This is a genomic window from Myceligenerans xiligouense (assembly GCF_003814695.1).
Lineage (GTDB): Bacteria > Actinomycetota > Actinomycetes > Actinomycetales > Cellulomonadaceae > Myceligenerans > Myceligenerans xiligouense.
This window is the reverse complement of the sequence record NZ_RKQZ01000001.1, coordinates 806,166-819,217: the sequence shown is the minus strand read 5'-3', so window position 1 is coordinate 819,217 and position 13,052 is coordinate 806,166. Positions and strand designations below refer to the sequence as shown.

10 protein-coding genes are annotated in these 13,052 nt (G+C 71.4%); 5 read left to right on the top strand and 5 right to left on the bottom strand.

The features are described 5' to 3' along the window. Positions 1-10: 10 nt before the first annotated feature. From EDD34_RS21480 to EDD34_RS21360, 5 genes are all read right to left on the bottom strand, one after another. Positions 11-1,588, bottom strand: a complete 1,578-nt coding sequence (locus tag EDD34_RS21480; RefSeq protein WP_342774798.1) for an ABC transporter ATP-binding protein — start codon at positions 1,586-1,588, stop codon at positions 11-13. Then, positions 1,581-2,561 (bottom strand): ABC transporter permease, encoded by a 981-nt coding sequence (locus EDD34_RS03480; RefSeq protein WP_123813334.1) that lies wholly within the window; start codon positions 2,559-2,561, stop codon positions 1,581-1,583. The genes EDD34_RS21480 and EDD34_RS03480 overlap by 8 nt, the downstream gene beginning before the upstream one ends. A 79-nt stretch (positions 2,562-2,640) precedes the next feature. Continuing rightward, positions 2,641-5,373 (bottom strand): glycosyltransferase, encoded by a 2,733-nt coding sequence (locus EDD34_RS03475; protein WP_123813333.1) that lies wholly within the window; start codon positions 5,371-5,373, stop codon positions 2,641-2,643. 114 nt (positions 5,374-5,487) lie between these two features. Then, positions 5,488-6,654, bottom strand: coding sequence for a glycosyltransferase family 2 protein (locus tag EDD34_RS03470; protein WP_123813332.1), 1,167 nt, complete (start codon positions 6,652-6,654; stop codon positions 5,488-5,490). Continuing rightward, complete coding sequence (locus EDD34_RS21360) at positions 6,651-7,757, bottom strand: glycosyltransferase family 2 protein (protein ID WP_123813331.1); 1,107 nt, start codon at positions 7,755-7,757, stop codon at positions 6,651-6,653. Before EDD34_RS21360 ends, EDD34_RS03470 begins: the two co-directional genes overlap by 4 nt. A gap of 65 nt (positions 7,758-7,822) precedes the next feature. Here EDD34_RS21360 and EDD34_RS03460 point away from each other — a divergent pair, with 65 nt between their 5' ends. The 5 genes from EDD34_RS03460 to EDD34_RS03440 all read left to right on the top strand — a co-directional run bounded on the left by EDD34_RS03460 (position 7,823) and on the right by EDD34_RS03440 (position 13,015). Continuing rightward, positions 7,823-8,953, top strand: coding sequence for a glycosyltransferase (locus EDD34_RS03460; protein ID WP_123813330.1), 1,131 nt, complete (start codon positions 7,823-7,825; stop codon positions 8,951-8,953). Next, positions 8,950-9,432 carry a hypothetical protein gene (locus EDD34_RS03455; protein ID WP_123813329.1) on the top strand — a complete coding sequence of 161 codons (483 nt, stop codon included), beginning with the start codon at positions 8,950-8,952 and terminating at the stop codon, positions 9,430-9,432. Before EDD34_RS03460 ends, EDD34_RS03455 begins: the two co-directional genes overlap by 4 nt. Next, on the top strand, positions 9,429-10,550 hold the full coding sequence (locus EDD34_RS03450) for a glycosyltransferase (protein WP_123813328.1): 1,122 nt from the start codon (positions 9,429-9,431) through the stop codon (positions 10,548-10,550). The genes EDD34_RS03455 and EDD34_RS03450 overlap by 4 nt, the downstream gene beginning before the upstream one ends. After that, positions 10,551-12,302, top strand: a complete 1,752-nt coding sequence (locus EDD34_RS03445) for a glycosyltransferase family 2 protein (RefSeq protein ID WP_123813327.1) — start codon at positions 10,551-10,553, stop codon at positions 12,300-12,302. Positions 12,303-12,403: 101 nt separating this feature from the next. Further along, positions 12,404-13,015: a sulfotransferase family protein gene (locus tag EDD34_RS03440; RefSeq protein WP_123813326.1), complete on the top strand. Its 612-nt coding sequence runs from the start codon at positions 12,404-12,406 to the stop codon at positions 13,013-13,015. Positions 13,016-13,052: the final 37 nt, after the last annotated feature.

The following is a 13,052-nucleotide window of genomic DNA, read 5'->3' as shown; positions in this document are numbered from 1 at the left end:
GCGGGACATGCTAGCCCTCGCCCTGCTTGTCGCGCGGATCCGTCACCCTGACCACGGGAATCGCCTCCGTGTCCGGCGCGGGTTCGGTGCTCCTCGGCCGCCGCTGGCCCACCCACGACCGGCGTGCGCGGCGCAACTCCGCCTCCGACCGGGACGTCGGCCCGTCCAGGTCGGGGAAGCCGGTCTCCGAGGTGGACGAGGGCCAGCGCGGCACCCGCGGCAGGGCCGGCTCCACGACCGGGCGGGTCTCCGGAGCCGCCAGCGGATCGGCGTCGCCGCCCCCCGAGCGGTCCGAGAACCCGCCGCTCACGCGGTCCGGCCGGACGTCCTCCCAGGTGAGCCTGCGCAGCGTGCCGGTCGAGGGGCGTGGGTCGTCCTCGGTCACCCGGCGCAGCGCACCGGTCGCCGGACGGGAGCTCGCCGCCGGGCGGGAACTCTCCGGGGTGACCTTCCGCAGCGGGCCCGTGGCGGGGCGCGTCTCGTCCCGCGGGACCTGGCGGAGCGAGCCGGTGGCGGGGCGCAGGTCGTCCTGGGTCAACCGGCGCAGCGAACCCGTCGCGGGGTGGCCGCCCTCGGCCGGACGCGGGTACTGCTTGTGCTGCCCGGCGACCTTCGCGGGCCGCTTGCCGTTGCCGGTCTTCGGCTTGCCCTTGCCCGCTCCTCGGCCCTTGCCGGCCCCCTTGCGCCGGCCGCCGGGACCGATCTTCCCGCCGGCCTTCGCCTGGCCGTTCTTGCCCTTGATGTACTTCTGGTACTCGTCGCACACCGTGTCGACGTCGCCGTCCATGCGCACCTGGCCCTGGTCGAGCCAGATCACGCGGGTGCACATCGCGCGCACCGACGCGATCGAGTGGCTGACGAGGAAGACCGTGCCGGCCTCCTCGCGGATCTTCTCGATGCGCTCCTTGCTCTTCTTGCGGAAGGCGGCGTCCCCGGTGGCGAGCGCCTCGTCCACCATGAGGATGTCGGGCGTGACGATCGTCGAGATCGCGAAGCGCAGCCGCGCGGCCATCCCGGAGGAGTAGGCGTTCATCGGCAGGTAGACGAAATCGCCGAGATCCGCGAAGTCCACGATCTCCGGGACCTTCGCCCGGGCCTCGTCCTCCGACATGCCGAGGGCGAGGCCTCCGATGGTGATGTTGCGTTCGCCGGAGAGGTCCTTCAGCAGCGCGGCGTTGACGCCCAGGAGCGACGGCTCCCCGGAGAGGTAGACGCGCCCCTTCGAGGGGGGGTGGAGCCCCGCGACGGCGCGGAGCAACGTGGACTTCCCCGAGCCGTTCGTCCCGACGATGCCGATCGCCTCACCGTGGCGCGCCACGAAGGAGACACCACGCACGGCGCGCACCTCCGTGATGGCGCCCACGCTCTGCCGGGCGCGACCGACCATGCGGTTGAACAGCGACCGGTTGGCGCCCGACACGGGCTTGCCGCCGAACACCCGGTAGGTGACGTGCACGTCGTCCACGATGACCGACGGCGAACCGAGCTCGGTCCGGACCGCGCGGTCCGGGAGGTCCTCGGCGTCGATCTCGAAGTCGATCTCCTCGGGTTCCCCCTTCGGGGCCCTGCTGGGCACGTTCTCAGTCACGCCCGTACCTTTCCTCGGCGGCCCAGAAGTAGATGAATCCTCCCACCAGGATGAACAACGCCCATCCGCCGGCCCAGGCCCACAGCCAGGGGTCGTAAGGGATGGTCACGTCGTCCATCATGATCATCCGGAAGAGCCGGAGGAACACCGCGACCGGCTGGTATTCCAGAATCGCGCGGATCACCACCGACGTCTGGTCGGTACCGCTCACGAACCGCGTGATCGGGAACAGCACGCCGGACCCGTACATCAGCAGGCGCGTGATGAAGGGCAGCACCTGCAGCAGGTCGGGCTTGCCGTAGCCGTACCGCGCCATGAACAGGCTGATCCCGGTGTTGAGCAGCGTGACCAGCGCGAGGGCGGGAATGATCTCCAGCCAGTGCCAGGTCAGCGTGATGACCTTCAGGTCCTTGAAGGGGATGTAGCCCGACGCGAGCGTGAACAGGCACATCACCCCGACCGTCGGGATGAAGAGGGTCAGACTGGTGATGACGTTCGCCAGCGGCAGCACGGCCCGCGGGAACCGCAAGGACCGTACGAGCTGCATGTTGCCGTCGATCGCCCGAGCGCCGCTGCTGATCGCGTTGTCCATGAGGCGGAAGACGAACACGCCGATCACGATGAAGGCGACGACGTTTTCCAGGCCGCGATCCGCATCGAGGATGAACCCGAAGATCAGCGTGTAGATGATCGCGTTGAGCGTCGGGTTCAGGGTCGCCCACATCTGCCCGAGGAACGACCCCTGGTGCTTCGCGTACGCCTTGGACGTGGAGAAGACGCGAATGAAGTCGCGGCGCGCCCAGAGCTGTTTCAGGTAGGTACCCATGCCCGGGCGGACCCCGGCCTCCTCGAGGCCGTGCTGCCGGGCGAGCGCCCTCGCCTCGGCCGAAGACAGCGGCTCGGGTGCCGCCGCTCGATTCTCGGTGACGGTCACGAACTCCTCGTTCTCCTCGGTGCCGGGGCGTCCGGGCACACAGGGGTCTGGATCGGGCCTCAGTCTATCGACGCGTGAGGCTGGTCAGGGTCAGTGGGACAACGGTCCGGCGGGTCGGTCAGTGCCCCTCGGCGCCGGCGGGACCGCCGACGGCTCCCGGGGCGCCCGCGGCGACCGCTCGTTCGGCGAGCCTCTTCTCCGCGGCCTGCCAGTACTCCTGGCAGGTGGAGTACTCGGCGCTCCACGGCTTGCGGTGCCCGGCCCAGTGGATCAGCTTCGGGTCCCGCACGTCCTCCTGCGCCGGGAACGCGTTCCACGCCGGGTCCATCACGACGCGCGTGTTCCCGGCGTAGACGTTGAGCAACTGCTGGTCGTTGAGCCCGTACATGCCGGCCCACGGCAGGTAGTTCTCGGCGAACCCGTCGGCGCGCATCCGGTCCAGGTTGAGCACCATGATCCCGGCGTTGAACGCGACGTAGTCGTACGTCTGGTGGGCGGACATCCGCCGCAGGAACTCGTTCGCGACCGCGGCCCCGCCCGGCATCTTCTTGGTCGTGATCCACGTGTTGCGGAACCCGGACAGGAAGTAGCGGCCGGCGGCGTCCCGGGCGGCGAGCGGCGCGTCACCGAGATCGAGGTCGTAGAGCTCGCCGATGTCGGTGAGCAGCACGGCGTCGATGTCGTGGTAGATCACCTTGTCGAGGTCCGGCAGCAGGTACGGCAGCAGCAGGCGGTCCATGGTGGCCACGGTGATGTGGGAGAGCATGCCGCTGATCGACCCGTACTCGATGCCGTCGCACGGCAGCCAGTGGATCTCCAGCTCCGGGAACAGCGCGTTGAACGCGTCGATGTCCGCCTGCGAGTGGTCCCGGCACTGCACGTAGAGCACGGTGGGCCGCTCCGCGTGGTCGGCGAGCGCGGTCGCGACCACCTTCGCCTGCTCCTTGAGGTTGCCGTCCATGGCGATGGAGACGTGCACCGGTTCGCCGTCACGTGGCTCCAGCGCGGGCCGGACCTGCTCGCGCGAGCGCACTCGTGCGACGACGTCGTCCAGGTCGAAGGGCAGCGGGTCGTTCGCGCCGGGCGCCTCGAGCCGCCGCCGCGCGGCGGCGACCTCCGGCTCGCACGCCTCCGCCCACGCCGCGTACACCTCTTCGGCCGGCTTCCCGGCGAGGATCTCGGTGAAGGCGACGTCCAGCAGGCGGGTGACGCGCTCCTGCATCGCGCGCCGGTCCGCCTCGGTCGCGTCGAGCAGCCCGTTGAACCGGATGTCGGCCGCGCGCTTGGGCCGGAACTCGACGTCGGCGCCGATCGCCCAGGTGGGCAGGTAGCAGTGCAGGCGGGACGTGACGATCCGGGAGTAGTCCGTCTGGTAGCCCTCCAGCAGGCGGACGGCCTCGTCGATGTTCTCGGCCAGGGTGCGGTCCCGGACGGCGTCGTACTCCTGCTTGATGGTGGCGGCGCCGCGCGGGGCGGGCGTGTCGACGTAGACCGCGGGCTTGCCCGCGCCCGCCCTGCGGCGCTCGAACAGCCCGTTCACGGTGGTGGTCAGGCAGCCGGAGAAGAACGCCGGGACGCCGGCGGCGAGCAGCAGGTAGACGGTGTTCCAGTCGCGGCAGCCGACGGGCCCGTGCGCCTTGAGGTACTCGACGGCCTCGGGCGTGAGCATCTCCAGCCGGTTCACGTGGAACGAGATGAGGATGGGCTTGAGGTTCGGGTGGAACGGGAAGTCCGGGATCAGGCCGAACGCCGAGTTCATGTACCAGCCGAACCCGAGCGTCCAGGTGTTCTCGGGGATCGCGTCGGTGGCGGAGGCGTCTCGGTTCATCTCGACCAGGTGGACGGCGCGCTCGGGGCCGCCCTCGACGCGGTGCTCGGCCGGGACGCGGGCGGCGAGCCGGCCGAAGCTCTCCGCCAGGTCCGGCTGACCGGTGAACGTCAGGCCGGTGCGCCGCACCAGGTGCGACGACGCCGCGATGGTCTGCACGTAGTCGCCGATGTTCTGGGTGGTCATCTTCCGGTCGGGCGTGCGGTAGCCCATAACGGCGAACGGCACGGCGCCGTCCGCCACCGGCAGGGGCGCGTCCGGTGCGACCTCGCGCCGCACCCACTCGGACAGCCAGTCCAGGCGCGCGGCGGCCTCCGAGCCCTCCGAGGCCTCGGCGAGGAGCCGTTCGAACAGGCGCGCGGCGGTCTTGCCGCGGTGGGTGGCGAGCGTCGCCTCCAGCACGCCGAGCGCCCCGGGGACGTCGAGCGCGGGCTGCGCGAGGACGACGTCGGCCAGGGCGTCCAGCGCCGCGGGGTCCTTGCGCGCGGCGACCCGCGCGTACTCCCGGGCGGCCCACTTCGCGGCGGTCTCCAGCGGGACCTCGCCGAACCGGGTCCAGGCCAGGTTGTCGAAGCTGTAGTACTCGGCGGCGACCGCCTCACCAAGGGTGCCGGCGACGCGGGTCGCGTCGTCGCGCAGGAGGGACTGGTTGAGGCTGCGCATCGACACGTCGTCGCGCGCCGCGATGAGGCCGCGCACGCCCTCGACGACGGCGGCCTCCAGCGGCAGGCCGCGCTCCAGCGCGCGGGCCATGTCCGCCTTGGCGACGGTGGCCCGTGCCCGGCGGCGGTTCTCCATCTCCTGCTCGCGCGTGAGCGTGAGCGGCGGCACGATGCCGGCGGTCCGCCCGGCGTGCAGGTTGGTCTCCCCACCGAGGATCGCGACGATGCGGTCGTAGGCGAGCACGTACCGGCGCAGTCGCCTCACCTTCTCCGCCGGGCCCGTCCCGGAGAGGCGGGACAGCGCGGGGCGGGCGGCGGACGCCGCCGCCCGGCGCATTCGTTGCGAGAAGGATCCGCTCATGCTCGTCTTTCCGTGTGGTGGGAATGCGGGTGAAATGCTACCGGTGACGGGCACGTGTCCGGACGCAGCGAGCCATGCTACGCGTCCTGTCCCGCCGGCGAGCGAGCGGCTGTCTCACCCGCTGAGCACCAGTCGCCGGGCCCGGACCAGCACGCGGCCGGCCAGCCGGCCCGCGCGGCGCCCCGTGCCTTCCACGGCCGCGAGCGCCCGGTCCGCCCGCGTGGGCGACGTCACGCGGCGCAGCGCCGCGCGCGCCTGGTCCCAGTCCCCGGCTGCCGTGCGGGCGAACACCTCGCGGCGTGCTCGGGGAAGTGACGCGAGCGTGGCGGGGCTGAGCCGGTCCAGGATGTCGGCGAGCGGCTCCGCGAGGCGACGGCGGAGCTCGGCCTCGCGGCCGGGGGCGGTGTGCTCCGGGTCGTCGAGGACGATGCGCACGGCGTTCCAGAGGTACGAGCGCAGGAGCATCCCCGAGTACACGGTGCGTACCCGCTCGCCCGCTCCGGTCAGCAGCGGCGCGCACAGCCGCTCCTGCCCGAGGTAGACGAGCTGGGCCTCGGGGGTGGCACCGAACGTGGTCATCGAGCCGTTCCCGAACCGCTGGCGATAGCGGTAGACGACGTCGGGCACCAGGTCGGTGCGCGCCGCGACGGACGCGCGGGCCATCGCGACGATGTCGTTCGACCGGCGGGAGTCCTCGAACCGGATGCCGTGGGAGTTCCAGAACGCGCGGCGGAACACGCGGTTCCAGCAGGCGCGGTTGCGCACCAGGGCCGGTTCGTCGTGCACGGTGATGCCGGTACGGGGCTCGGTGACGTGCCGGGTGGCCGGCACGGCGGGGTTCGCGGCGCCCTCGGGGCCGGCGTCGCCGCGCACCGGTCCGCCGGCGCCGGGGCGACCGGGGGTGTCCTCGCCGTCGGGAAACCGCACGAAGTTGCCGACTGCCATGTCCGATCCGCTCGCCCGCAGCGACCCCAGCAGGGCGGCGTACGCTCCGGGCGGCACGACGTCGTCGCCGTCGGCGAACGCGAGGTACTCACCGCGCGCGAGGCCCGCGCCCTGGTTCCGCGCGGGGCCTCCGCCGGGCCGTTCGGCCGTGACGAGCCGGATGCGCGGATCGTCGATCGCGCCGACGACGTCGCGGGTCGGGTCGGTCGAGCCGTCGTCGACGACGACGATCTCCAGGCGGACGCCTTCCTGACCGAGGATGCTGTGCAGGCACTCCTCGATCCAGGGCGCGACGTCGTGGGTGGGGACCACGACGCTGAGTTCGGGAGCGGTCATGACGCGGCACCGCCGGATCCGCCGGCGGACCGGCCTCGCAGAGCGCCCCGGACCAGGGCCTCCGTCGCACCTGCCGCCGCGAGTGCGGCCCGGTCCGCCCGGGCACGCACCCTGCCCGCCAGGGTCGTGGGGCGGGGCCGGGCCGTCAGGGATGCCGCCGCCCGCGTCCAGCGCCCGTGCCCAAGCGGGGTGTAGACGCGCAGCCGGTCGGCGGGCAGACGGCGCCACACCGCCGGGGGCGCCGCCCGGACCAGCGTCGCGGCGGCCTCGCGGGCCGTGTCCAGCCCGGGGTCCGTGAGCGCGTCCGGTTCCAGCAGCGCGGGCAGGTGCGACCAGAGGTCGGCGTCCAGCACGCCCGAGAGGTACGCGTCGAGCAGCGCCGGGTCCTGCCGGTCGCGCACCTCGGCGAGGCACGCGAGTTCCTGGGTCAGGTGGTCGCGGACGCGGGCCGCCCGTTCCGGTCGGGTGCGGCCCACCCTGGCGCGCCGGATCTGGACGGGCTCGTCCAGGACCTCGCGCCGCAGCGTGAGGTCGGCGCGCAGGGCGACGAGCAGGTCATCGGCATGCTCGGTCCCCGCGAACGTCAGTCCGGCCGTGTTCCACGCGGCGCGGTCGACGAGCCGGTTCCAGCAGGCGCGGTCGCGCGCGACGGCCGGCACGGCGGAGGTGGTCAGCCGGCGCGGCGTGAACCGGACGTGGCGGCCCACGACCAGCTCGGCGCCGGTCCTCCTCGCTCGGGCGACGGCGGCGGCGCAGGCGTGCTCGGGCAGCGTGCCGTCGGCGTCGGCGAACATGACGTACGTCCCCCGGGACCGGGCCAGGCCGAGGTCACGCGCCGCTCCGCGGCTCAGGGTCGCGGCGTCGACGCGACGGAGCCGGGAGTCGGACGCCGCCGCTTCCAGGATGTCCGGGGTGTCGTCGACCGATCCTCGATCGACGACGACGAGTTCCAGTTCGGCCAGGGACTGGTGCAGGACGGACCACACCGTCTCGGCCACGCGGTCGTCGTCGTCCTTGGTGACGAGCACGACGGACAGGACCGGTGCGGGAGGCGCCCCCGCGGACCTCGGACCGCCGGCGAGGTCGGCCTGGGGTTCGTGCACCGTGCGCCCTTCCGTAGACTGTGCCGGTCACATTCAAGCACACGCGCACCTTCTGAGGTCTTTCGATGCCAGGACGCGCCACGCGACGCATCCAGACGTTCCCCTACTGGACGTCGAACCCGTTCGTCCAGATGCTGTACGCGGAGGCGGTCGCGCGCGGGATCGCCGTCACCGGGAACGCGAATGTCCGGCTCACCGCCGCCGCGCTGCGTGATCCGTCGGTCACCGGCCTCGTGCACCTGCAGTGGCCGAGCCCGATCACCGACGAGGCGACGGACGCCGAGGACGCCGAGGACGCCGAGCGTCGCGTCGACGACTTCCTCGACGCGGTACGCACGGCCCAGGGCCACGGCCGACCGGTCCTGTGGACGGTGCACAACTCCCTCCCGCACGACACGACGCACGCCGCGGCCGCGCGACGCCTGCACCAGGAGCTGGCCGACCTCGCCGACCTCGTGCACGTGCTGCGGCCGGCCACCGCCGCGGCCGTCGCCGGCGACTACCGGATCCCCCGCGACCGGACCGTGGTCGTGCCGCACTCCAGCTACCACGGCGTCTACGGGCGCAGGCTCGACCGGACCGCGGCGCGCGCGGCGCTGGGCGTCACCGCCCCGGTCGGCGTGCTGTTCTTCGGTCATCTGCGCCCGTACAAGGGCCTGCGGCACCTGTTCGACGCCATGCGGGCGGTACGGGACGCCGGGGCGGATGCCGGGCTGCTGCTCGCGGGCAAACCGTCGGGCGACGTCGCGGACCTGGCCGCCGCGCTCGCCGAGGACGGCGTGCCGATCACGTCCGCGCTCCGGTTCGTCGACGACGACGAGGTGGCCACCTGGTTCTCCGCCGCGGACGTCGTGGTGCTGCCGTACGAGAAGATCCTCAACTCCGGGACGATGCACCTCGCGTCCACCTACGGCGTCCCGGTGGTGCTGCCGGGTGAGCCCCATCTGGTCGAGGACTTCGGCGACGAGCCGTGGACACGGTTCTTCGATCCGGCCGACCCCGTCGCATCGATCGCGGCGCTGCTCACCGACCCCTGGTTCCGGGATCCCGCCGTTCGTGACGCCGCCGTGAACCACGCGCGGAGGTTCTCCCCGACGCGGATGTCCCGCGCGTTCGCCGACCTCGTTGAACGTATGCTTGCCGGGAAATCCGGCGATGCCTTCGCCAGCTCCCCTCACCGGAACGGCAGGACGTGACAGCAGACACCAATCCACAGGCGCCGACCAGCACGACGGATCGCGTCGGCGCCGACCAGGCGCACGCGGCGGCCCTCGGAGAGCTCGCCATGGAGGCCTTCTGCCGCACGTGCCGGCTTGTCGGAGACCACGTTCTCCTGTCCGTCACGCTCGTGGCACCAGGGACCCTGGCCTCGGCCGGCACGGTGGCCCTCGTCATGACGCACGAGGAGAGCGGGGCCGAGCACCGCTTCGATGTCGGGCTGTACGAGCAGCAGCGCAAGCAGTGGCACGTCGATCTCGACGTCCTCGTCCCCGCCCGGGATCTCGCGGGCCAGGTCTGGCGCGGTGACCTGCACCTCGACGGTGTCCTGATCCCGCTCCGGCAGGTGTCGTCGGGTCAGGACCGGCTGCTCGCCGTGTCCGACGGCCTCCTCCCGGCGAACACACCTCCCGCCGAGTTGTCCGTACCTCCGCTTCAGGACGTGATCCGCGCATGACCACGCGCCGCCCGCAGCTCCTCGTCTTTCCTCGCTGGAGCGACAACCCCTATCTCTCGATGCTCTATCTCGCGGCCGAGGCCGACGGATGGCGGATGCGCGGCACCACCAGCCTCCAGGGCTTCGAGCAATGGGCCGCCGACCGTCTCGACCCCGGCGATGTCGCACACGTGCACTGGACCAACCCCGTCCTGGCCGGCTGCGAGTCGGACGGCGAGGCGCGCGAACATCTCAAGCGCTTCCGTGCCGCGCTCGAAACCCTCCGGGAACGCGGCATCCACCTCCTGTGGACCGTGCACAACGAACTCGCGCACGACGCACGGTTCCCCGAGCTGGAGAAGGAGATCGCCGAGGCTCTGGCCGAGAACGCCACGGCCATCATCCAACTGCACGGCCATACGGCGCCGGCTGTCGAGCACGCGTACCGGTTGCCCGCCGACAAGCTGGTCACGGTCCGGCACTCCAGCTACGCCGGGGTCTACCCCGACACGTGGACCCGCGAGCAGGCGCGGGCGGAGCTCGGCGTGCCGGCTGACGCGTTCGCCGTCGGCTTCACCGGTCGCATCCGCCCGTACAAGGGGGTCGACATCCTGTGCGCCGCCGTGGAACGCGCCGCTGCACGGGTTCCGAACATCACCCTGCTGCTCGCCGGATATGCGAACCCGAGCGACGCGGCCGCCGTCGAGGAGGTCCTCCCGACATCGGTTCCGGTCGTCAAGCGACTGTCCTTCGTCCCGGACGAGGAACTCGGCCTCTGGCTCCGCGCGTCCGACATCATGGCGCTGCCCTACCAGCGGATCCTCAACTCGGGCAGTGCCCTGCTCGCCTGCTCCTTCGGCACCCCGGTGATCATCCCCGGACCGTCCACGCTCGCCACCGTCTACGAGGGCGAGGAGTGGGTCCGCACCTACGCCTCGGACGGCGACCAGGCCGGTCATCTCGCGGAGGCGCTCGTCGCCGCGCACACCGGCCTCGGCCCGGCCTCCACATCCGCCGCCCGCTACGCCCAGGCGTACACACCGTGGTCGATGTCCCGCGACTTCCTCGCCGTGATCGACTCCCTCCCCACCACGACCGCGCCGCTCATCCCGAGCGCCACCACGACCGAGAGGCTCTGAGTGAGCAAGGAGATCGCGGCGACGCAGAGCGCCGCACCCGACGTGTCCGTGATCGTCCCGGTGCACAACGTCGCACCGTGGCTGGTGGACTGCCTGAGTTCGATCCTCGACCAGGAGGTCGACCACGAGGTGATCGTGGTCGACGACGGGTCGACCGACGACACCTGGTCGATCGTCGGCGAGTTCGCGCAGCGCGACCCTCGCGTGCGTGCCGTGCGCAATATCGGCAAGGGCGGTGCTCAAGCCCGTAACTACGGCGTGGAACTGGCGCGTGGCGAGTACGTGGCCTTCGCCGACGGTGACGACATCGTTCCTCGTCGCGCGTACGCCACCATGCTCGATGCCGCGCGCGAGGACGGGGCCGACATGGTCGTGGGCGGCTTCCTCAAGTTCTACACGACACACACCTGGCACCCGACGGAGTCCTGGAGTGCCTGGGCCCGTCGCCGATCTGCTACGACGCTCGACGAGCACCCGTCCCTCATCCGCAACCGGGCCTGCTGGAACCGCCTGTTCCGGCGTGACTTCTGGGTCGGCGAGAACATCCTCTTCCCGACCGTTCCCCGTTCCAACGACGTCGTTCCGATGACGAAGGCGCTGGTGGCGGCGCGCCGCATCGCGGTCCTTCCCGAGACGGTGTACCTCTACCGCAACCGGCCGGGTTCCACCTCCATGAGTTCGCGAGCCTCGGGCCTCGCGAGCTTCGAGTCTTACCTGCGCCAGGAACTCGCCTCGTGCATCCATGTGAGTGCGCTCGGCAGCAGCGCCGTGATGCGCGAGTACGACGATCTCGTACTCGTGCGGGACGGCTGGGTCCACCTGCGGAACTTCTTGCGCGACCTCGCGACCGAGAACAACCTGGACGACACCGAGCTCGCCGCCCCGCTCGCCGAGCTCAGCGCGCTCATCGACAAGCTGCTGTCGCGCCTCACCGACCGGATGGAAAAGCGGGTCGACTCGCGTACCCGCTGGGTCTGGGCGTTGGCCCGCGCCGGCCGCTGGGCAGAGGCGACACTCCTCGTGACGGATCCGGCCCGCGCGGTGGTGACCGACGAGCCCTTGATCTTCCCGTCGCTGACGACCGGTGAGTTGGCACCGGTCGACGAGAAGGACCACCGCCGGGTGCTCAGCTCGCTCCTGACCGAGGTCACCGAGGCCGAGACCCCCGTGCCGGAGCACGTGGCCGGGCGCCTGGCGAAGCACGCGGTTCTCTTCAACCGCCTGTACCCGGCCAGTGCGCTCCACTGGCACTCCGCCGCGGTTCAGCAGCTCGTCCTGGCCGCGCAGACCGGCAAGGACGAGGTCGTCCGTTCGGTGCTCGAGGGCAAGCCGCTGAAGGTGTCCGAGACGCAGCTCACCGTGCGGGACAAGCAGGCAGTGCTCAGTGCGACCGTCAGCCCGGTCGGCAAGGTGACCGACATCTCGGTGCAGACGGCGCAGGGTGCGTCGCGTCGTCCGTTCGCCCGTACCGACGTCGACGAGCACACGGGGCAGATCGAGGCCGTCACCGCGGTGGACACCCTCCCGGTGGGACGCACGTTCGTCCGTGTGCGCATGCGACACGAACTCGGCACGATAGACGTTGTCGTGTCCCCGACGATCGCGCACGACGACCGGTCCCGCCACGTCTTCCGCAGCGAGACCAATCGCCAGGTGCACATCAACCCCGGATTCATGAGGCGCGTGGCGGAGGTTCCGCGCAAGGTCGGGCGTGTCGCGCGCGACGTGGCGCGACGCACCCTTCGCCGGTGACCGGAACTCTGTGGATCGAGGCCGTGGGCTAGCCTTGGCGGGGCACGAGGGAACGCGACGACGAGTCGCTCAGGCAACACAAAGCGAGGTTTCGAGGTCTCATGGTCAAGCAACGGGTGTTCGGGATCGGCTTCGCCAAGACGGGCACGTCCTCCCTCTTCCGAGCGATGAAGGTCCTCGGGTACTCCGGCCTGCACCACCAGACCAAGAAGCATCCCGCCGAGGAGATCGAGACGGCCATGCGAGATGCGATAGCCGCCGGGGAGCCACCGCTGTCGCGGCTGCGCTGGCTCGGTGACGCCCGCATGTTCTTCGACATCCGCACCGTCGAACGAGATTTCCCGGCGTTCGACAAGGCCTATCCCGGTAGCAAGTTCATCCTGCACACCCGCGACCTCGACGGATGGCTGGCCAGCTGCGAGGCACACGTGCTGCGCAACCGCGAACGCGGCCGCAGCTCGTGGACGACGTTCGACCGCGAGGGTCTGACCGCCGTCTACGCGGCCCGGCACAGGGAGGTCCGCGAGTACTTCGCCGGCCGTCCCGACGACCTGCTGGAGATCGACGTCCCGGGTGGCGAGGGCTGGGAGAAGCTGGCGCCCTTCCTCGGGCACCCGGTCCCTGACGAGCCCTTTCCCTATGTCAACGTCAAGGGTTCTGGTGGCCGTGACCCACGGTTCGACCCGGTGCCAGACACCGCGCCACCTGCCTGACGACACAGCCCGGGTGACCTGGTTGATAAAGTGATCC